This window comes from Bacillus sp. AFS015802 (assembly GCF_002561455.1).
Classification (GTDB): domain Bacteria; phylum Bacillota; class Bacilli; order Bacillales; family Bacillaceae_B; genus Rossellomorea.
The window spans coordinates 97,845-118,958 of record NZ_NTUP01000008.1; the positions used below are offsets into that span (position 1 = coordinate 97,845).

Sequence of the window (21,114 nt, forward strand, 5' to 3'; positions counted from 1 at the left end):
GTTTCCCTTGAAACAGGCAAGGAGAAGGGAGGACTGTCATCTTAGTCATCCCTTTTATTTATGTTGTCATAACATCATGTTAACCAGAGATTCCCAAATGCAATGGCCGTCATGAGTCTTTCGATGAATTCAAACATACCACATTAAGTACAAGCATATAATGGAACGAGCCATAGAAGGGGAGGTTCCATTTGTGAAAAGAGTATCCAATGTAACGGTAAGGAAGAGGTTGGCTGTAGCACTTATTGTAGGAGTCCTCATATTCTCCATCATAGATATCAGGCTGGGGTATGTTCAGTTTTTTAAAGGGGACTGGCTGACCGGCCTGGCAAAAGACTCCTGGAGTCGAAACATCCCATTTCAACCCGAGAGAGGGAAAATAGTAGACCGGAATGGAGTGGAACTTGCAGGGAATCAAAGTGCACCAACAATATTTGTCGTTCCCCGGCAGATCACTGACCCTAAGGGAACAGCAGATAAACTGGCGGCCGTTCTTAATATTTCAGTAGAATCTGCATATAAATATGTAACACAGAAAGCCAATATGGTCCTGATAAAGGAAGCAAGAAAGATCTCATATGAAAAAGCGAAAGAAGTAAGGGATTTAAATTTAAAGGGTGTTTATTTAGGAGAGGATTCTAAGCGGTATTATCCATATGGAAGCTATTTATCCCATGTGCTTGGGTTTGCCGGAATTGATAATCAGGGACTGATGGGACTCGAACTTTCATATGATGAAGAGCTTAGTGGAGATAAAGGATATGTGAAGTTTTTCTCTGATGCCAAAGGAAAGAGAATGCCTGATATGGCAGATGATTTTGAAAAACCGGAAAATGGACTGGATTTAAAGTTAACGATCGATACCAAGGTTCAGACCATCGTGGAGCGTGAATTGGATATCGCTGAGGCGACCTATAATCCAGATGGCATCATTGCCATCGCCATGAACCCTAAAAATGGCGAAATACTGGCCATGTCGAGCCGGCCGACGTTCGATCCGGCAAACTTCCGCAATGTACCACAGGAAATATATAACCGTAATTTACCGATTTGGAGCACCTATGAACCGGGGTCTACGTTCAAGATCATTACCCTGGCCGCAGCACTGGAAGAAAAGAAGGTGGATCTCTACAAAGAAACATTCCATGATCCAGGTCATATCGAAGTGGCAGGATCTACCCTCCATTGCTGGAAGCGGGGGGGACACGGGACCCAGACGTTTTTAGAAGTGGTACAGAACTCATGTAACCCCGGTTTTGTCGAATTGGGTCAGAGATTAGGGAAAGAAAAACTATTCAGTTATATTCATGATTTCGGTTTTGGTCAAAAGACGGGAATTGATCTGCAAGGAGAAGGGAAGGGGATTCTCTTTAATCTTGACCGGGTGGGGCCGGTAGAGCAGGCGACGACCGCATTTGGTCAAGGTGTGGCCGTAACCCCCATACAGCAGGTAGCCGCTGTATCTGCAGCGGTCAACGGGGGAGTGTTGTATCAGCCTTATATTGCCAAAGAGCTTATCGATCCTTCAACGGGAGAGGTGGTTATGAGAAAGACTCCTCAAATCAAGAAAAGGGTCATATCCGAAGAAACGTCAAAACAGATTCGTGAAGCGTTGGAAAGCGTTGTTGCAAAGGGTAGCGGTAAGAAAGCATTTGTAGACGGTTACCGGGTAGGCGGTAAAACGGGAACAGCTCAAAAAGCAAAGGATGGTAAATACCTGGAAAACAATCATATCGTTTCCTTTATGGGAGTAGCCCCTGCGGATGACCCTCAAATTGTGGTATATGTGGCGGTAGATAATCCGAAGGGGACGATTCAATTCGGAGGTGTGGTGGCTGCCCCGATCGGAGGGAGTATCATAGGTGATAGTCTGGAAGCGATGGGCGTACCGAAGCGTAAAGGTCAAATTGAAAAAGAGATGACGTGGACCGACACTCCTATGGTCGAGACCCCGGACTTAGTCGGATTGACAAAAAAGGAACTACAGGAACAATTGGTCAATCTGGACTTGGACGTAAGCGGAAGCGGGGAAAAAGTGGTGAGTCAGTCACCTGACCCCGGGGTGAAAATCAAACAGGGTTCGAAAGTGAGGGTTTATCTATCTGAATAATTATGTTGGACATAGGTCCACATGAATGGGTGTTTCATGATATACTTTTTCTTTATGCCGGGGCTTTGGCATGGGATTTAGCCCCGGGATTTACGTATCGGCTTTCAGATGGCGATAAAGATATCGAACTAAGTTAAAAGGTTGATAGCTTTCATACGTTTTTTTTTGTAAAATATAAAAAGGTTGCTTTCTACCTGTGAGGAGTTGAAAAGATGAGATTGTACACTTTGCTGGAAGTACTACCGTTTTTCTCAGTACAGGGTGAAGGGGATCCAGATATTTCAGACATCGCGAACCACCATAAGAAAGTGAAGCATGGTGATTTATTTATCTGTATTAACGGTTTAGAGGTCGATAGTCACTCTCTTGCCGGAGTGGCAGAGAAGAATGGTGCAGCAGCCATCCTTGCAGAGAGGGAACTCGATGCGAATGTTCCTGTCATCATTGTTCCCGATTCAAAGAAAGCGATGGCGATTCTTGCAGACTATTTCTATAAACAGCCTTCCCATCAGCTTCTCCTGGTCGGTGTCACGGGGACCAACGGGAAGACCACCACAACCCACCTCATTGATCATGTTTTTACTCAAAGTGGAATGAAGACAGGATTAATCGGAACGCTGCATATAAAAGTGGGGGAAGAGTTGCAAGTCAGCCATAATACGACCCCTGACAGTTTAACCCTGCAACAGACATTTAAACGATTTTGCGATAAAGGGGTGCGTTCCGCCATCATGGAAGTTTCCTCCCATGCATTGGATCAGGGACGTGTGCACGGCTGCGATTATGATATCGCGGTGTTTACGAACCTTACACAGGATCACCTCGATTATCACAAGTCCATGGACGACTATCGTAACGCTAAAGGCTTATTGTTTTCTCAATTAGGGAATACTTATTTTAAGAAATCCCCTAAATACGCCATCATCAATAAAGATGATGAAGCAGCTGATTATTTTATCAAATCCACAGCCGCCCATGTCATTACATATGGTCTGTCACCTTCAGCTGACTTCCATGCCAAAGAAATGGTCCTTAGGGCAACAGAGTCCGTCTTCACCCTTGTGTCCCCATTTGGGGAACGGGAGATGGTTTTAAAGTATGCTGGGAAATTTAATGTATACAACGCCCTGGCTGCCATCGCAGCGTCCTTTGCTGCAGGCATCCCGATCGATGAAAGCATCAGGAGCCTGGAAAACGCCAAAGGTGTCAGGGGGCGTTTTGAGACGGTTTCTGAGGGTCAGCCATTTTCGGTCATCGTTGATTATGCCCATACTCCAGATGGATTAAAAAATGTACTGGAAACGATCCGGACGATCACAAAAGGCAAGGTGATTGTAGTGGTCGGTTGTGGAGGGGACAGGGACAGGATCAAGAGGCCGATCATGGCGGAGATTGCCTGTGATTATGGTGATTATGCCATTTTCACCTCTGATAATCCAAGGACCGAGGATCCCATGGGTATCTTGAAGGATATGGAATCGGGAGTGTTCGGTAAAGAATATCAACTAATCGTTGATCGTAAAGAGGCGATCAAGGAAGCATTGAACCTTGCAAAACCGGAAGATGTGGTCCTGATTGCCGGGAAGGGTCATGAAACCTACCAGATCATAGGGAACAATGTATACGATTTTGATGACCGGGAAGTGGCACGGCACTTCATAAAGGGGATGTAAGAATGCTCTCTTATGATGATGTGAAGGAATTGTTTCCCGAAACAAGAGGAATACACCTGCCGGGTTTTACCTTTTTAGTAGTTTCAAATTCAACTAGGATGGGAATGGAGAAGGGACTATATGTCCCTTTTGGTGATGAAGTAAATCTTTTCAGGAGCATTGAAATAGGAGCGATTGCCTCCCTATGGCCGAAGGGTCGTCCAATACCCTCATTTGTTCCAAATCACTTTCCATTATTTATGGTCGAAGATGTTTACCAGGCCTATTTGGACTTACAGGAGAATTACAAACAAAATTACAATCAAGAAAAGTGGGAAATTATGACGAAGTTTATTTTTAGCAATGAATCTGAAAAGCATCAAACAATGAACGGATCCGCTCATGAACAGGATACGGTCAGTGAAAAAGGAGGGGAATAATGATGATGGAACAAGTGATTCTCTTTACGATCATAATGGCTTTTCTCATAACCGTATTGCTTGCCCCCGTATTCATCCCTTTCCTCCGGAGATTGAAGTTTGGACAAAGCATCCGGGATGAAGGCCCCGAGTCACATCAAAAAAAGACCGGTACACCTACGATGGGTGGGATTGTGTTTTTAGTTTCCATTGTCATTACGACATTTGTTATGACCGGAAAGTATTCCGAGCCAGGTCCTGAAACGTATTTAATGATCCTGGTGACCGTCGGCTTCGGCCTTTTGGGATTCCTCGACGACTTTATTAAAGTTGTGATGAAAAGGAATTTAGGACTCACCTCAAAGCAGAAGCTGCTGGGACAGATTGTCATATCGGTTATTTTTTATCTTATCTTCAAGCAGAATGACTTCCCGACTTCGGTGTCGATCCCGATGACGGATATTTCATTTGAATTAGGCTGGTTTTATTGCTTATTTATCATCTTTTGGCTAGTGGGATTTTCAAACGCCGTCAATTTGACGGATGGCCTGGACGGATTGGTATCCGGAACAAGTGCGATTGCATTCGGTGCCCTTGCCGTGCTTGCATGGAACCAATCGCAATATGATGTTGCCATCTTCGGCGTGGCGGTAGTAGGGGCGGTACTTGGCTTCCTTGTATTTAACGCCCATCCAGCCAAAGTATTCATGGGGGATACAGGCTCTCTTGCCCTCGGAGGAGCGATCGCCACGATTGCCATTTTAACCAAGCTTGAAATCATTCTGATCCTTATTGGAGGGGTTTTCGTCATCGAGACTCTTTCCGTCATCCTACAGGTGGCAAGCTTTAAAACAACTGGAAAACGAATCTTCAAAATGAGCCCGTTGCATCACCATTATGAGTTGGTCGGATGGTCGGAGTGGCGAGTCGTGGTCACCTTTTGGACTGTCGGATTGCTTTTTGCCGTATTAGGAATCTATATTGAGGTGTGGTTATAAGTGAAAAAGTTGACGAAATTCAAACATAAAAAAGTACTGGTACTGGGTTTGGCGAAAAGTGGGGTAAGTGCTGCCTCTCTCCTACATAAGTTAGAAGCATTTGTAACGGTGAATGATCAAAAGCCCCTGTCAGAAAACCCTGAAGCTCAGGGTCTCCTTCAGGAAGGGATCAAGGTCATATGCGGAAGTCATCCCATCGAGCTGCTGGATGAAGGGTTTCAATATGTTGTCAAGAATCCGGGGATCCCTTATCACAACCCATTGATTCAAAAGGCGATGGAAAAGAATATCCCCGTATTAACAGAGGTCGAGCTCGCCTATTTAATTTCCGAAGCGGAAATGATCGGCATTACGGGAACAAATGGAAAGACTACCACCACGACACTTCTATATGAAATGTTGAAAGAGGATAATCAGAAGCCTTTGATTGCAGGGAACATCGGAACGGTTGCGTCTGAAGTCGCACAGGATGCGAAAGAAGACGAGAAAATGGTAGTGGAACTTTCATCTTTCCAGCTGATGGGAATCGAGGACTTCGCTCCACACATTGCCATTATCACCAATTTGTATGATGCCCATCTTGATTACCACGGAGATCGGACAGAATATTGGAAAGCAAAGTCCAACATTACGAAAAACCAAACGGAAAACGACTACTTGATCATTAATGGGGACCAGGAGCATGTGAAAGAAGCGGTCAGCTTTACGAAAGCCCGGGTGATTCGGTTTTCTACCCAAAAAGAAGTAGAGGGCGGCGCCTATATCAAAGATCGCGCGATTTATTTCAAGGACGAACGGATCGTTGAACTGGACTCGATCGTGTTGCCGGGTGCCCATAACCTTGAAAATATCCTCTGTGCCATTGCAGCTTGTAAAATTTATGGCGTATCCAACGACAGCATCGGGAGAGTATTGAATACGTTCGGAGGAGTGAAACACCGCACTCAATTCGTAAGGGAAGTGGATGGAATCAAGTTTTATAATGACTCCAAGGCAACCAACAGCCTGGCTACGAAAAGTGCCCTGAAAGCATTCGAATCTCCCACCATATTGCTTGCAGGAGGCCTGGATCGGGGAAATGAATTTGATGATTTGATTCCATATATGGCCAATGTCAAGACGTTGATCACCTTCGGGGAAACGTCAGAGAAGTTTGTGAAAACAGGGGAGAAAGCGGGGATACAAACCATCATTCCTGTCGATAATGTTGAAAAGGCAGTTCCGGTTGCTTTTGAGCACGCCCAAAAAGGGGATGTCGTGCTATTGTCCCCGGCATGTGCAAGCTGGGATCAATATCGAACTTTTGAACAACGTGGTGACATTTTTATCGAGGCCGTGCATAAGCTTTAATAAGGGCTTGTCCATATAGAGCATCCATACTTTCACAACCTGTCATTCAATCCTGTATAAGTAGTTACCTGTGCTCGAACGGCTCTAATTTAGTCTATTCGAGGTGTTTAGGATTGCCTTTAAAAAAATCGACTCCCGATTTTATACTCATTGTGGTTACACTCACTTTACTAGCGATCGGACTGGTCATGGTATACAGTGCGAGCGCCGTATGGGCAGATTACAAGTTTGATGATTCCTTTTTCTTTGCAAAGAGGCAGGTGCTCTTTGCCGGTGTAGGATTATTCGCCATGTTCTTCATCATGAATGTGGAGTACTGGACGTGGAGGAACTGGTCAAAGGTCATTATCATCATATGTTTCGTCCTCCTTGTACTCGTCCTCATTCCCGGGATCGGCGTGCTCCGGAATGGCTCGAGGAGCTGGATAGGAGTGGGGGCCTTTTCGATTCAGCCCTCAGAGTTCATGAAACTTGCCATGATTGCCTTTCTTTCAAAATACTTATCTGAAAACCAGAAGTATATTACTTCGTTTAGAAAAGGAGTACTGCCGGCCCTTCTGCTCGTGTTTACAGCATTCGGGATGATCATGCTTCAGCCGGACCTCGGGACGGGTACCGTTATGGTCGGGACATCCGTCGTGATGATTTTCATCTCAGGAGCAAGGATCAAACATTTCGTAGGGCTTGGGATGATCGGGGTGTTGGGTTTTGTCGGACTCGTCATTTCTGCTCCATACAGGATTAAACGGATAACGTCCTTTCTCGATCCCTGGCAGGACCCGTTAAACAGCGGATTCCAGATTATTCAGTCCTTATATGCAATTGGACCGGGAGGCTTATTCGGACTGGGCCTCGGACAGAGCAGACAGAAGTTCTTTTACCTGCCGGAGCCACAAAACGATTTTATATTTGCTATATTAGCAGAAGAACTAGGGTTTATCGGGGGGACACTGGTATTGATCCTGTTTTCACTTATCTTGTGGAGGGGTATCAGGATCGCTCTAGGTGCACCAGATTTATTTGGAAGCTTCCTCGCTGTAGGGATCGTTTCCATGATTGCCATCCAGGTAATGATCAATGTGGGTGTGGTAACGGGCTTAATGCCGGTGACGGGCATCACACTGCCGTTCCTCAGCTACGGGGGATCATCCTTGACCCTCATGCTGATGGCTGTGGGAGTCTTGTTGAATATCAGTCGCTATTCAAGGAATTAAAAATACATTTAAAGAGGTTGACGTCAGAAAAAACAGCGGGAAGAAGCGAGTGGTGGTAAACGATCATCACATGCCGCAGCTTTCCCTTTTTTCTCGTCAGGCTCTTTTTTTAGAATGAGGAAGAATTTCCATCTTTTTAAAGAAATAACGATAGGATATTTGTATTTTCGATGTTACAATAAATTACATATACGTAATGCATTATAATCATACCTTTTCAAAATAAAGGAGAGTTTGTTACTTTTGTTAACCAAAACTTTTACAATTCAATGACATGCATTCATAATGTTTAAATTGTTGTTTAAAATAGGGTTCAAGAGTGAAATACATAGGATGGCCTTTCTTTTGGAAAGTGAATGAAAGTACATATGCAAAAAGTGGTATGAACAATCCATCTTAGGGAATCTTATCCTTCTCCAGGAACAGGCTGCGTAGTCCCTGCAGTCACCCTGCATCACTCATTTTTTTTATTTTATTTTCAAAAAATGGTATATGGCAGAAAATAACGTTCTGTTCCTCTTTTAACATGTTATTCCTTCGTATAGAATAGAAGGTATCCCAATGTAAAGAGTACTTTCATTATAAGACGTGAGGAGTACAACTCCTTCATGGCATAATGAATCCAAAGTGAAGTTGAGGAGAACGAAATGAAAAAAGAAAATGTTGTTTCCCTTGAAGATCGTATTCCTAAATTAAAACAACACAGGAAAAAGAAGGCAAATCGGAGGCTTCTGTTTTTACTTTCTTTATTCTTTCTCATGATTTTGTCGGTTGTATACTTTCAATCGCCTCTGAGTCATGTGAATACAGTGTCGGTGCACGGGAATGAACTTATTTCAAATAAGACGGTTCTTCAAAAAAGTGGAATTGACGCTGGTATGAATGTGTGGAGTGTAAACAGAGAGACAACTGTGGAACAATTAAAGAAGCTGCCTGAAGTGAAGGATGCGAGTGTGAAATTGTCCTTTCCGAACTCCTACGAGATAACCATTCAGGAATATGATAAAAAAGCGTACCTCTCTAAGGGGAATAAATTTTTTGTTATATTGGAAAACGGAAAGGTGTTGGACAAGGGGATCGGGGCGATTCCCGTCGATGCACCTTTATTAAGGGGATTTGAAGAAGATAAGGTCCTGGCCAAAATGGTGAAGGAATTAGGTGAGCTTCCGAAAGAAGTTCAACATCTCATATCCGAGATCAACCTTGTTCCTAAGAAAACGGATCAATATCACTTGACTCTATTTATGAATGATGGGTTCGAAGTGAGCGCAACCATCCGAAGCTTCTCAGAAAAGATGGTGCATTATCCATCAATCGTCAGCCAATTGGACCCTTCAGTAAAAGGGGTCATTGACTTAGAGGTTGGTTCTTATTTCAGAGCATACGAAACGGAAGGTGAACAAAGCAATGAAGAGGATGAGGGTGAGAGGTAAGCATGTGATCCTCTCTCTTGTGTGTCTGGTTTTGGGTTTCATCCTTGCTTTTTCATTCAGTCTGGCAAACACAGAACAACGAGAGCTTGGGAATCGGACAAATGGTCAATGGAAACAGGAAGAAGCATTAAGAGATCAAATCCTTGAGTATCAGCAGAAGAATAATGATCTTCAGGAAAAGCTTTATGAGAAACAGGAGAAGGTCGGCAATATGGAGAAGGAATTCTCCAAAGAGAAACAAATTTATTTTAACCTGGCAGAGGATGCCGAGAAGTACCGTATGTATTTAGGCAAGACGAAAGTGAAGGGACCGGGGGTAACGGTAACTTTATCCGATGCGAAATACGACCCGGAGGAAGAAAACGCAAATAATTATATTGTCCATGAACACCATGTCTTTAAGGTGATTAATGAATTATATATAGCGGGGGCTTCAGTTGTTGCCATCAACGGTCAGAGGCTTAAGCATGATTCTTACATACTTTGTAACGGTCCGGTCATCCAGATAGATGGCATCGAATATCCTGCTCCGTTCGAAATTACGGCAATCGGAGACCCTGACGTATTATCGTCCGCCATGAATATCACAGGCGGGGTGAAAGATCAGCTTGTCAATGAGAATATCATTTTTGAAATGAAAAAAGAGAATTCGGTCATCCTGGAACCCACGATCGGTGAATCATAAAAACCTTCGCTATATGTGAATGATGCGGGCGGTTTTCAGGGTAAGGGTCAGTTTTGAAAGTAAGGTGCAATAAATGGACAACAAACTTAAAATCAGCTTTACCGTCATTACGGTCATAATCGGGTTTATGATTGCCATCCAGTTCCAGACTGTCAAAGAGCCAGTTGTCCGGGATACCAGAGATATTTGGGAACTGAGGGAAGCGTTATTGAAAGAAAAGGAAGTCAATTCCAATTTATTATCCGAAACGCGTTCTGTAGAAGCAAAGCTTGAACAGTATAAGACGGAACAGCAATCGAGTCCCGAACAGGCATTAAAGCAAACCTTGGAGGAATTGAAGACGGAAATGGGCCTCACAGAGAAAACCGGTCCCGGTCTCATTCTGACAATAGAGCCTGCAATGGAAGAAATCCTGCTCGGGGAAAAGGTTCAAAATGTTTCTCCGGAACTTTTGGAAAGACTTGTCAATGAACTGAACCAATATGATGCAGAGGATATTGCGATCGATGGTCATCGATTAATCAATACTTCAGTCATCAGGGATATTAACGGGGAAACGAAGGTGGACGGCAATTCAATTAAGAAGGTCCCGTTTGAAGTCAGGGTGCTGACCAAAGATGTTAAAGCAGCCAGGGACTTGTATAACCGCATGCAGGTTTCCAGGTCAGTGGAAGATTTCTTCATCGATAACCTCAGGGTCACCATTTCAAAGCCCTTAGAAAAGCTCACCGTCCCAGAGTATAAAGATACAATCCGGATCCGTTTTATGGAACCGGTTAAGGAAAGAGGAGGGAACGAATAATATGTGGCTTCCCGTCTTAGGGTTGCTAGTAGGGGTCGTCCTGGGGCTTCTGACAGATATTAGAATTCCAGAAGAGTATTCAAATTATTTATCGATTGCGGTCCTCGCAGCGTTGGATACATTATTTGGCGGTATTCGTGCCCACCTCCAAAATATCTATGATGACAAAGTCTTTGTTTCTGGATTCTTTTTTAATATTTTACTAGCAGCAAGTTTAGCTTTTCTAGGCGTACATCTTGGTGTAGACTTATATTTGGCGGCTGTTTTTGCTTTTGGAGTGAGATTATTCCAGAACATTGCAGTGATAAGACGAATAATGATTAGCAATTGGTCAAATAATCAAGAAAAAAGAGAAAAAAATTAGAATTTTAAAAGGGAATCGTTTTTGTTACGACGAATATCATATTAAGATATACTTAGAATCATGTTTTTCTAGGATTGTTGTTCCAAATAAACATTCTTTAAGGAGGTGCCATAGAGTGAACAGCAATGAAATTTACGTTAGCCTAGACATCGGTACATCCACAGTGAAAGTAATCATTGGTGAAATGACAAATGATTCCTTAAACATAATCGGTGTAGGAAATGTGAACTCAGAGGGAATCAGAAAAGGTTCCATCGTAGATATAGACGAAACTGTTCATACAATCAAGAAGGCAGTTGAACAAGCTGAAAGGATGGTCGGTTTATCCATAAGCCAGGTCATCGTAGGAATTACAGGAAACCATGTATCACTTCAATCCTGCCATGGAGTGGTGGCAGTATCGAGTGACAATAGGGAAATTGGCGACGAAGATGTTCTAAGAGTGATGGATGCAGCACAGGTTGTCTCTATTCCCCCTGAAAGGGAAATCATCAATGTAATCCCAAGGCAGTTCATCGTTGATGGATTGGATGAGATTACTGATCCAAGGGGTATGATCGGTGTTCGGCTGGAAATGGAAGGCACGATCATTACGGGATCTAAGACGATTTTACATAACACTCTCCGATGTGTAGAAAAAGCCGGTCTTGAAATAGTAGATATCGTGCTTCAGCCACTGGCTGCAGGTACGGTGGCTCTATCAAAGGACGAAAAGAACCTTGGAGCGGCATTAATCGATATTGGCGGCGGCTCTACAACCATAGCTGTGTTTGAGCAAGGTCATTTAAAGGCCACGACGGTGCTTCCTGTCGGTGGGGAACATATTACAAAGGATTTATCGATTGGATTACGGACATCGACAGACGATGCAGAAAAAATCAAAACAAAATATGGACATGCTTTCTATGACCACGCGTCAGAAGATGAAGTGTTCAGCGTGCCAATTATTGGCAGTGATCAACATCAGCAATTTAATCAATTAGAAATTTCTGATATCATAGAAGCAAGGCTTGAAGAGATCCTGGACCTCATCAGCCACGAGCTGAAACGATTGGGAATCAGGGACCTGCCAGGTGGATATGTTCTGACTGGTGGTGTAGCAAATCTTCCAGGTGTGTTAGAATTAGCACAAATCGTTTTCCAAAATCGTGTACGTGTGGCAATTCCCGATTATATTGGTGTACGGGAACCTCAGTATACGACAGCAGTCGGATTGATTAAATACGCTCAAAAGAATGCTAGATTGCAAGGAAGGTCTGTAAGTGCTGAACCAGTGCCTGTTGAGGCCGCTGAGAAGCGTCAATCAAAACCTGTAAATAAAAAGCCAAAGCCTGCAAAGGTAAAAGAAGAAGAACATGAAGATGAAAAGGCCATGTCAAAAGTGAAAAAGTTCTTTGGATACTTCTTTGAATAAATAAAGGAATCCATAGATTCGACGAGTTAGGAGGATTTGTCATGTTGGAGTTTGATACAAATTTAGATTCATTAGCGACAATAAAAGTTATTGGTGTCGGTGGCGGAGGAAACAACGCCGTAAACCGCATGATCGAGCACGGCGTACAGGGTGTTGAATTTATCGCTGTCAACACGGATGCACAGGCTTTGAATCTATCAAAAGCTGAAATAAAGATGCAAATCGGTGGCAAATTAACCAGGGGATTAGGAGCAGGTGCGAATCCTGAAGTAGGTAAAAAAGCCGCCGAAGAGAGTAAAGAACAGATTGAAGAGGCACTTAGAGGAGCAGACATGGTCTTTGTAACTGCTGGAATGGGTGGGGGAACCGGTACTGGTGCAGCCCCGGTCATCGCTCAAATCGCCCGTGAAATCGGGGCATTGACAGTCGGTGTCGTGACAAGACCATTTACATTTGAAGGCAGAAAGCGTTCAAATCAGGCAAGCGGTGGTATCGCTGCAATGAAAGAAGGAGTGGATACCCTCATCGTTATTCCTAACGATCGTCTTCTTGAGATCGTGGACAAGAGCACGCCTATGCTTGAAGCTTTCCGTGAAGCGGATAATGTTTTACGTCAAGGTGTGCAAGGTATTTCGGATCTTATCGCTACACCTGGTTTGATCAACCTCGACTTTGCAGATGTGAAGACGATCATGTCAAACAAAGGTTCAGCGTTAATGGGTATCGGTGCAGCATCCGGTGAGAACCGCGCCACTGAAGCTGCGAAAAAGGCAGTTTCAAGTCCGCTGCTCGAGACATCCATCGATGGAGCGCAAGGTGTGCTTATGAACATCACAGGTGGAACGTCATTAAGCCTTTATGAAGTTCAGGAGGCTGCTGATATTGTAGCTTCTGCATCGGATCAAGAAGTGAACATGATCTTCGGTTCCGTCATCAATGAAGATTTAAAGGATGACATCGTCGTGACCGTTATTGCAACCGGGTTTAACGAAGAGGTCATTCAACCTCCAAAGCAAACCCGACCTACATTTGGTGGAATGAAACCAAATCAAAGTCCAAACCCAAGCCAATCGGTCAAACGGGAACAGCCTAAACGGGAAGAGCAGCCTCAACAGCAAGAGCCTGTGCGCACCTCTTCCAATCAAGGTGCGGAAGAAACGCTGGATATTCCAACCTTCCTTCGCAACAGAAACCGTCGCCGTTAATAGTCAAACAACAGCAAGGATCCCCCAGGGCAAAAATGCCCATGGGGGATCTTTTTTTCATGCACCAACCTACACTAAAAATCCCATACGAAAACCATCCGTTATAAGAAGATATTGCATCTATATTTACTGACAATTTTCGTTCATATCTCCGAAAAGTTTTCCGTTGAAGCATACAAAAAATGACAACCTTTAAAAGGTATGTACGATATACTTCTGATAAGTCATACCTGAGTGGAATGGAGTGGAACTGGGTGAGATGAAAAAAGGAGGGTAGAGTGTGACTTTATATTTAGATGTCATCTGGTTGTTAAATCTGTTAGTAGACTTTTTCTTATTATGGTTAACAGGGATCATCTTAAAGAGACAATACACCCTCTGGAGAATCGGTATCGGGAGTTTGATAGGTTCTATCATTATCCTCCTTGCTTTTTCACCGTATGCACATTTTGCAGGAAACCCCTTTTTCAAGCTATCATTTTCCATTGTTATGGTATATACAGCCTTTGGCTATAGAAGATTACGCTATTATGTATCAAATCTTCTTATGTTTTATTTCGTCACTTTCTTTACGGGCGGAATTTTAATTGGGACTCATTATTTTATAAGCTTCGATCCAAGCAGGGAATCATCCATGCTGCTGGCAAGCATACGGGGATTTGGCGACCCGATAAGCTGGGTATTTGTCATGCTTGCCCTGCCGTTTGCCTGGTACTTCTCAAAAGGAAGGGTGGATAGCATTGAGCATGTGAAGCTTCAATACGATCAGCTTCTGGAAGTCATCATACAGATTGAAGATTTTCACTGTACCGTAAGCGGTCTTGTGGACAGTGGGAATCAACTTCAAGATCCCATTTCGAAAAGTCCGGTCATGATTCTATCCATAGCAGAAATAGAGGGGGAAATCCCTGAAGAGATGAAGGCACTTTGCCATGATGTTGATGAAATTTTTTCAGGTGAGAAGCATATAGACACCCGCTGGTCTGACAGGATGCGTATCGTCCCTGCACAATCGGTAGGGAGGAATAGTCAGCTTCTTGCAGCCATCAAGCCTGATTCATTAATTTTGAAGGACCATGAATCGGAATGGGCAATACCCAATGGATTAATTGCCTTCAGGGAAGAACCTCTTGCAGCCGATGGGCATTTCCAAGCGATCGTCCATCCGAAAATGGCGTCACGAAAACCGGTCCTGAACGTTTCGTAAATCAATTATTACTACTATACTCACAATTTAAAGAAATAGAAGGGGGAGCAACAATGAAAAAATTCAAATTCAAATTTTTATACTATTGGTACAAACTGTTAATCAAGCTTGGGCTGAAGACAGATGAAATATACTACATAGGTGGTAGTGAAGCACTTCCTCCTCCACTTACGAAGGAAGAGGAAGAAGTGCTCCTCAATAAATTGCCTAAGGGTGACAAGGCGGCACGCTCATTATTGATTGAACGCAATTTAAGATTGGTTGTATATATTGCCCGGAAGTTTGAAAATACAGGGATCAATATAGAAGATCTGATCAGTATCGGTACAATCGGGCTTATCAAAGCGGTCAATACCTTCAATCCTGAGAAAAAGATCAAGTTGGCGACCTATGCCTCAAGATGTATTGAAAATGAGATACTCATGTACTTAAGGAGAAACAACAAAATCCGGTCAGAAGTTTCGTTCGACGAACCCCTTAATATCGATTGGGATGGGAATGAATTGCTGTTATCAGATGTTCTTGGTACGGATGAGGATATCATTACGAAAGATTTGGAAGCAACAGTCGATAAAAAATTACTCTTTAATGCCCTGCATCAGCTCACAGATCGTGAGAAACAAATTATGGAGCTCCGTTTCGGCTTAATGGGGGAGGAGGAAAAAACCCAGAAAGACGTAGCCGATATGCTTGGGATTTCGCAGTCTTACATTTCCCGATTGGAAAAAAGGATTATTAAACGCTTGAAGAAGGAATTCAATAAAATGGTTTAAAAATCTAAAAGCTGACTTTTTCAATTGAAAAGGTCAGCTTTTTGTTATGAGTTAAAACCAAAAAAAATTTACGCCTCATTTATCCAGATTACATAAGGGGTTTGGAACGTTCCCGTCACTGCTTGTCAGAACGAAATGCATATTTTTCCTCTTCAAGGAAATACTGAATTTTGTACAGCAGCTCCTACAAGGAGGGGAAAGAATGACACGTAATAAAGTCGAGATTTGTGGTGTGGATACGTCCAAATTGCCAGTTCTCAAAAATGATGAAATGAGAATCCTATTCAAGGAAATGCAAGCGGGTGACATCACCGCGAGAGAAAAACTGGTCAATGGAAATTTGCGCCTCGTCTTAAGTGTAATTCAACGCTTTAATAACCGTGGTGAGTATGTTGATGATTTATTTCAGGTAGGGTGTATCGGATTAATGAAATCCATCGATAATTTTGATTTAGGTCAAAACGTTCGATTCTCTACATACGCGGTTCCGATGATCATCGGGGAGATCCGTCGATATTTAAGAGACAATAACCCGATAAGAGTGTCCCGTTCACTACGAGATATTGCGTACAAGGCTCTACAAGTAAGAGAGAAATTAATGGGGGAAACATCGAAGGAACCGACTGCAGAAGAAATTGCCAAAGTTCTTGATGTATCCCACGAGGAAATCGTATTTGCACTCGATGCCATCCAGGATCCCGTTTCCTTGTTTGAACCCATTTATAATGATGGTGGAGACCCCATCTTTGTGATGGATCAACTAAGCGACGAAAAGAACCGCGATTTCCATTGGATTGAAGAAATTGCCCTTCAAGAAGGAATGAGACGGTTAAACGATCGTGAAAAACTCATTATCAGCAAACGCTTCTTTCAAGGAAAAACCCAAATGGAAGTCGCAGACGAAATCGGAATCTCCCAAGCACAAGTTTCCAGACTCGAAAAAGCAGCAATCAAACAAATGAACAAAAATATTCAGTGAATAACGAAAAGCGGAAGGGCTTTGCCCAGAGGCGACAAGCATAAGACGAACCATCCGGAAAGGCGTTCTTTGCCTTTTTGGATGGTTTGTCTTATGACCTCGAGCCTCTAAGCCCTGGACTTATGACCTCGAGCCTCTAAGCCCTGGAGCTGGACAAAACGAAAAGCGGAGGCGGCTCGTTCAGCCCCGACAAGCACAAAAGAAAGGCAGATCTCCTTCGGGAAGGTCTGCCTTTCTTTTTGCTGCATACACTTATAATAACTACTCGAAAAAGGTGAAGGCAGCTATGCAAATTCACTATATAATCAACTCAATAGGAACAACATGAAAAGAGGGTGAAGAATATGGTACGGATATCTGAATTCCAGGTGAAGGATGTTGTGAGTATTTCGGATGGACGGAAATTAGGGAATATTGGTGATATTGAAATCAACCTGGACACCGGAAGAATCGAGGCAATCGTGATAGGGAGCGGAGGGAAGATCTTAGGCTTTTTTGGCAAAGACGAAGATATCGTCATCCCTTGGAGCAGTATCGTAAAGATAGGGGAAGATGTGATTCTTGTAAGATATAAAGACAGCCATTACATTCAAGGACAGCTTCAGGAACCGAAACAATCCCCCGATACATGACGAATCTTCAGCGTCTATGGTACACTTAATAAAAAACGAAGGAGATTCAACGTGTCGAAAGAGCCTTTTGTAGTAGAGACAGAATCTTATTACTCCATTGATAAATGGACGAAAGAAAATCCCAATCTAATCGCGGGCATCACAACAAAGTGTGGCGGAATAAGCGCCGGTCCATTTGATTCTTTCAATATGGGTCTTCACGTAGGAGACAAGGACACGTCGGTCATCCATAACCGACAGTCCCTTGCAGCGGATCTTGATATGCCTCTCGAATGCTGGGTAGGGGCTGAACAAACACATGGGAATAATATTTACATTCCTGGTTCAGAAGACGCCGGTAAAGGGGCAGACAGCTATCATAGCAGCATTAAAGACACGGACGGATTCATGACAGCGGAAAGAAATATACTGTTAACGATGTGTTACGCAGATTGTGTCCCCCTTTATTTCCTGGACAGAGCGTCTGGAACAATCGGATTGGCTCATGCTGGATGGAAGGGGACGGTTCTTGAAATAGGACCGAAAATGGTCGGTGCATTCATCGGGAAAGGGTCTTCCCTTTCTTCACTTGAAGTGGTGATCGGGCCATCTATATGCAAAGATTGCTATGTAGTGGACGACTATGTAATTGATAAAGTGAAAAAAACACTAGAAGATGAAAACAACTTACCCTATAATTTAAAGGAAGAGGGGCAGTACAATCTCGATCTGAAGGTGTTAAATAAACAACTCCTGCTTCAGAGCGGTTTACATTCTGATCAAATCCATACTTCCAGTTTTTGTTCGTCCTGTCACGAGAATTTTTTCTCTTATAGAAGAGATGGTGGAAAAACGGGAAGAATCATGAGTTTTATTGGCTGGAAGGAGAAATAAGATGAAGGTATCGGAAAACGTTAAAATCATCAACGAAAATATTCACCGTGCCTGTGAACGAAGCGGACGCACGGCAGAAGACGTGACTATGGTTGCGGTCACGAAATACGTGACCATTGAACGTGCGGAAGAGGCAGTTGAAGCTGGCCTTTTCCACTTGGGGGAAAACCGGGATGAAGGATTGATCTCCAAGTGGGAGGTTTTACAGGACAAGCCCCAGTGGCATTTCATCGGCTCCCTGCAATCAAGGAAGGTCAAAAACATCATTGATAAAGTATCATACATACACTCCCTGGATCGTCTGTCATTGGCGAATGAAATTCATAAAAGGGCAGATAAACCTGTGTCTTGTTTCGTTCAAGTGAATGTGTCGGGAGAAGGGTCCAAACATGGTATTTCTCCTGAAGAAGTAAAGGAATTTATCGGCAACTTGAAAGAATTTTTCAATATTAAAGTCGTGGGGTTAATGACAATGGCTCCACATACGGAAGATGAACCATTCTTAAGGTCTTGTTTCAGGCAGCTGAAAACCATTCAGGAAGAAATTGCTTCCCTTAATCTTCCTTATGCCCCTTGTACAGAATTATCCATGGGGATGAGCAATGATTATATGATTGCGATTGAAGAAGGCGCTACATTTATTCGTATTGGAACGGCATTAGTTGGAAATGACTGAGAGGGGATGAATACAAATGGGTATTAAGTCAAAGTTTAAAACGTTCTTTTTGCTGGATGAAGATGAATATGAATATGAAGAAGAAAAGTATGAAGAAGAATACGAGGAGAAGAAGCCCATGAAGTCGCAGCTTTCCAATTCGAAACAAAATGTTGTGAGCCTTCAAAGTGTTCAAAAATCTTCTAAAATGATCCTTGTCGAGCCAAGAGTATATGCCGAGGCACAGGAGATTGCGGATCATTTAAAGAATCGGCGATCAGTCCTTGTAAACCTGCAGCGGATCCAGCATGACCAGGCTAAGAGGATTGTCGACTTTCTCAGCGGGACTGTATATGCAATCGGTGGTGACATTCAGAGGGTAGGCGATAATATTTTCCTATGCACACCTGATAATGTGGAAGTAAGCGGGAATATCTCTGAATTTTTAAAAGAGGAAGACCTATCAGATTCGAGGTGGTAATGTAAATTATGGTATTGTTGTATCAAATCCTGTCTAACCTAATTCAAATATACTCCTGGGCGTTAATCATTTATATCTTGATGTCCTGGTTTCCAAGTGCAAGGGAGACGTCGATTGGACAGTTCCTGGCTAGGATCTGTGAACCTTATTTAGAACCCTTCAGACGTTTTGTTCCATCAATCGGAATGATTGATATATCACCGATTGTGGCATTCATTGTGTTAAATCTGGCTCAATCGGGTTTATACCAATTATTTAAATGGCTTATTTAAATGACACTAAGGCTATGACCTATAAAGGACTGAAACCGGTCAAACCGTTTTCAGTTCTTTTATTTTGGGTAAATCACATAGGGGGTGAATACATGTCTTCGATTTATCAGCATTTCAGGCCGGATGAGAAAGAGTTTGTGGATGCGGTACTTGAGTGGAAGCAGACAGTGGAAAACCAATACGCGGCAAAACGAACCGACTTTTTGGACCCGAGGCAGCAGCATATTGTCGGGTCCATCATCGGAAATAACGATGAAATCAATCTTTCCTTTTATCCGGAAAACACGGAGAGGAAACGGGCTTTACTGTACCCACCTTATTTTCAGCCGGAGGAAGAAGATTTTGGAATAAGTCTTTTTGAAATACAGTATCCATCGAAGTTTGTTACAATAGAACACAGACAGGTATTAGGGACCCTGATGTCATTGGGGTTGAAAAGGGAAAAGTTCGGGGATATCCTGACGGGGAATGATATCATTCAGCTTATGCTTGCAGATGAAATTTCAGATTATGTCAAAATGGAACTGACCCAAATCGGGAAGGCCAAGATTTCCCTAAAGGAAATTCCGCTGCATGAAAAAATGGAAAGTCAAGAAGAATGGCAGGAGAAGACGGCAACCGTCAGCTCCCTGAGGCTGGACGTCGTACTCGCAGCCATCTACAATGATTCCCGTCAAAAGGCTCAGACATTGATTAAAAGCGGTCATGTAAAAGTGAATTGGAAAGCGGTTGAAAATCCCTCTTTCGAAGTGGAAGCCTCAGATGTACTTTCCGCGAGAGGTTATGGTAGAAGTAAGTTATTGTCCATCGAAGGAAGGACAAAACGGGATAAATGGCGAATATCTGTGGGAATACTGAAATAATTTAAGAAAATTAAAGGAATTCTCCCACATACTGTCGAAATTTTAGTTATAATAAATATGTAATTCACCAAGTACTGGAGGTGGCTCCCATGCCTTTAACGCCATTAGACATACATAATAAAGAATTTAGTCGTGGCTTTCGTGGTTATGATGAGGATGAGGTTAATGAATTTTTAGATCAGATTATTAAAGATTACGAAATTCTGATCCGTGAGAAGAAAGAAACGGAAGAACGTTTAAACTCCTTGAATGAACGTTTGGGTCATTTTACAAACATTGAGGAAACGTTGAACAAATCAATCGTCATTGCTCAAGAAGCAGGGGAAGAAGTCAAGAGAAATGCAATGAAAGAATCAAAGCTGATTATCAAAGAGGCTGAGAAGAATGCTGACCGCATCGTCAACGAATCATTGTCAAAGGCTCGTAAAATTGCCATCGAAATTGAAGAGCTCAAGAAGCAATCAAAAGTGTTCAGGACCCGATTCAAAATGCTGATCGAAGCTCAGCTTGATTTACTCGACACAAATGACTGGGATCAGTTAATGGAATTCGATCTGGATGCAACGGACCTAAAAACTTTAAAAGAAGAAGAGACATTGTCTTGACGAAAAGCGCATTCCTTTCATATAATTGAAAAACAATCTACATTGCCATAAAGAAGGCTAAGACAGGGACAGTACGTTTCTTGTGATAATTCCTTTCTAGCGAGTCGGGGCAGGTGTAAGCCCGATAA

The 21,114-nt window shown here is 43.0% G+C and carries 22 protein-coding genes and 1 other annotated feature (1 of these 23 cut by a window edge); all 22 genes read left to right on the top strand.

What is annotated here, in order from left to right; translation table 11 throughout:
* The first annotated feature begins 193 nt into the window (after nucleotides 1-193).
* The 22 genes from CN378_RS05585 to CN378_RS05690 all read left to right on the top strand — a co-directional run bounded on the left by CN378_RS05585 (nucleotide 194) and on the right by CN378_RS05690 (nucleotide 20,986).
* On the top strand, nucleotides 194-2,110 hold the full coding sequence (locus CN378_RS05585) for a stage V sporulation protein D (RefSeq protein WP_257141023.1): 1,917 nt from the start codon (nucleotides 194-196) through the stop codon (nucleotides 2,108-2,110).
* A 212-nt stretch (nucleotides 2,111-2,322) separates the two neighbouring features.
* Nucleotides 2,323-3,783: a UDP-N-acetylmuramoyl-L-alanyl-D-glutamate--2,6-diaminopimelate ligase gene (locus CN378_RS05590; protein ID WP_098350941.1), complete on the top strand. Its 1,461-nt coding sequence runs from the start codon at nucleotides 2,323-2,325 to the stop codon at nucleotides 3,781-3,783.
* A 2-nt stretch (nucleotides 3,784-3,785) separates the two neighbouring features.
* Nucleotides 3,786-4,202, top strand: coding sequence for a hypothetical protein (locus CN378_RS05595; protein ID WP_098350942.1), 417 nt, complete (start codon nucleotides 3,786-3,788; stop codon nucleotides 4,200-4,202).
* 2 nt (nucleotides 4,203-4,204) lie between these two features.
* A complete protein-coding gene (gene mraY, locus CN378_RS05600; RefSeq protein WP_098350985.1) occupies nucleotides 4,205-5,179 on the top strand; it encodes a phospho-N-acetylmuramoyl-pentapeptide-transferase in 975 nt (324 codons plus the stop codon).
* Nucleotides 5,180-6,529 (top strand): UDP-N-acetylmuramoyl-L-alanine--D-glutamate ligase, encoded by a 1,350-nt coding sequence (murD, locus tag CN378_RS05605; protein ID WP_098350943.1) that lies wholly within the window; start codon nucleotides 5,180-5,182, stop codon nucleotides 6,527-6,529. It abuts the gene before it with no gap.
* 113 nt (nucleotides 6,530-6,642) lie between these two features.
* Nucleotides 6,643-7,743, top strand: coding sequence for a stage V sporulation protein E (gene spoVE, locus CN378_RS05610; protein WP_098350944.1), 1,101 nt, complete (start codon nucleotides 6,643-6,645; stop codon nucleotides 7,741-7,743).
* Between the two features lie 647 nt (nucleotides 7,744-8,390).
* Entirely contained in the window at nucleotides 8,391-9,176 is a 786-nt protein-coding gene (locus tag CN378_RS05615) for a cell division protein FtsQ/DivIB (RefSeq protein ID WP_098350945.1), read from the top strand.
* Nucleotides 9,160-9,861: a DUF881 domain-containing protein gene (locus CN378_RS05620; RefSeq protein ID WP_257141026.1), complete on the top strand. Its 702-nt coding sequence runs from the start codon at nucleotides 9,160-9,162 to the stop codon at nucleotides 9,859-9,861. Before CN378_RS05615 ends, CN378_RS05620 begins: the two co-directional genes overlap by 17 nt.
* A gap of 73 nt (nucleotides 9,862-9,934) precedes the next feature.
* Complete coding sequence (locus tag CN378_RS05625) at nucleotides 9,935-10,663, top strand: DUF881 domain-containing protein (RefSeq protein WP_098350947.1); 729 nt, start codon at nucleotides 9,935-9,937, stop codon at nucleotides 10,661-10,663.
* Between the two features lies 1 nt (nucleotide 10,664).
* Nucleotides 10,665-11,027: a small basic family protein gene (locus CN378_RS05630; RefSeq protein WP_034755840.1), complete on the top strand. Its 363-nt coding sequence runs from the start codon at nucleotides 10,665-10,667 to the stop codon at nucleotides 11,025-11,027.
* Between the two features lie 115 nt (nucleotides 11,028-11,142).
* The gene (gene ftsA / locus CN378_RS05635; protein WP_061809829.1) at nucleotides 11,143-12,441 is read left to right on the top strand and encodes a cell division protein FtsA; all 1,299 of its coding nucleotides are present in this window, start codon (nucleotides 11,143-11,145) and stop codon (nucleotides 12,439-12,441) included.
* 41 nt (nucleotides 12,442-12,482) lie between these two features.
* A complete protein-coding gene (ftsZ, locus tag CN378_RS05640; RefSeq protein ID WP_061809828.1) occupies nucleotides 12,483-13,646 on the top strand; it encodes a cell division protein FtsZ in 1,164 nt (387 codons plus the stop codon).
* A 280-nt stretch (nucleotides 13,647-13,926) separates the two neighbouring features.
* Nucleotides 13,927-14,853: a sigma-E processing peptidase SpoIIGA gene (gene spoIIGA, locus CN378_RS05645; protein WP_098350948.1), complete on the top strand. Its 927-nt coding sequence runs from the start codon at nucleotides 13,927-13,929 to the stop codon at nucleotides 14,851-14,853.
* Between the two features lie 53 nt (nucleotides 14,854-14,906).
* Nucleotides 14,907-15,626: an RNA polymerase sporulation sigma factor SigE gene (gene sigE / locus CN378_RS05650; RefSeq protein ID WP_079531515.1), complete on the top strand. Its 720-nt coding sequence runs from the start codon at nucleotides 14,907-14,909 to the stop codon at nucleotides 15,624-15,626.
* A 202-nt stretch (nucleotides 15,627-15,828) separates the two neighbouring features.
* Nucleotides 15,829-16,605, top strand: a complete 777-nt coding sequence (sigG, locus tag CN378_RS05655) for an RNA polymerase sporulation sigma factor SigG (protein WP_098350949.1) — start codon at nucleotides 15,829-15,831, stop codon at nucleotides 16,603-16,605.
* A gap of 344 nt (nucleotides 16,606-16,949) precedes the next feature.
* Entirely contained in the window at nucleotides 16,950-17,237 is a 288-nt protein-coding gene (locus CN378_RS05660) for a YlmC/YmxH family sporulation protein (RefSeq protein ID WP_098350950.1), read from the top strand.
* Between the two features lie 51 nt (nucleotides 17,238-17,288).
* Nucleotides 17,289-18,110 carry a peptidoglycan editing factor PgeF gene (gene pgeF / locus CN378_RS05665; RefSeq protein WP_098350951.1) on the top strand — a complete coding sequence of 274 codons (822 nt, stop codon included), beginning with the start codon at nucleotides 17,289-17,291 and terminating at the stop codon, nucleotides 18,108-18,110.
* A gap of 1 nt (nucleotide 18,111) precedes the next feature.
* Entirely contained in the window at nucleotides 18,112-18,786 is a 675-nt protein-coding gene (locus CN378_RS05670) for a YggS family pyridoxal phosphate-dependent enzyme (protein ID WP_098350952.1), read from the top strand.
* 16 nt (nucleotides 18,787-18,802) lie between these two features.
* Nucleotides 18,803-19,246, top strand: coding sequence for a cell division protein SepF (locus CN378_RS05675; RefSeq protein ID WP_060669857.1), 444 nt, complete (start codon nucleotides 18,803-18,805; stop codon nucleotides 19,244-19,246).
* 8 nt (nucleotides 19,247-19,254) lie between these two features.
* Nucleotides 19,255-19,518 (top strand): YggT family protein, encoded by a 264-nt coding sequence (locus tag CN378_RS05680; protein WP_098350953.1) that lies wholly within the window; start codon nucleotides 19,255-19,257, stop codon nucleotides 19,516-19,518.
* A gap of 92 nt (nucleotides 19,519-19,610) precedes the next feature.
* Nucleotides 19,611-20,381 (top strand): YlmH family RNA-binding protein, encoded by a 771-nt coding sequence (locus CN378_RS05685; protein ID WP_098350954.1) that lies wholly within the window; start codon nucleotides 19,611-19,613, stop codon nucleotides 20,379-20,381.
* 89 nt (nucleotides 20,382-20,470) lie between these two features.
* Entirely contained in the window at nucleotides 20,471-20,986 is a 516-nt protein-coding gene (locus CN378_RS05690) for a DivIVA domain-containing protein (protein WP_098350955.1), read from the top strand.
* Between the two features lie 50 nt (nucleotides 20,987-21,036).
* Nucleotides 21,037-21,114, top strand: a binding site (T-box leader) (it continues 159 nt past the right edge of the window).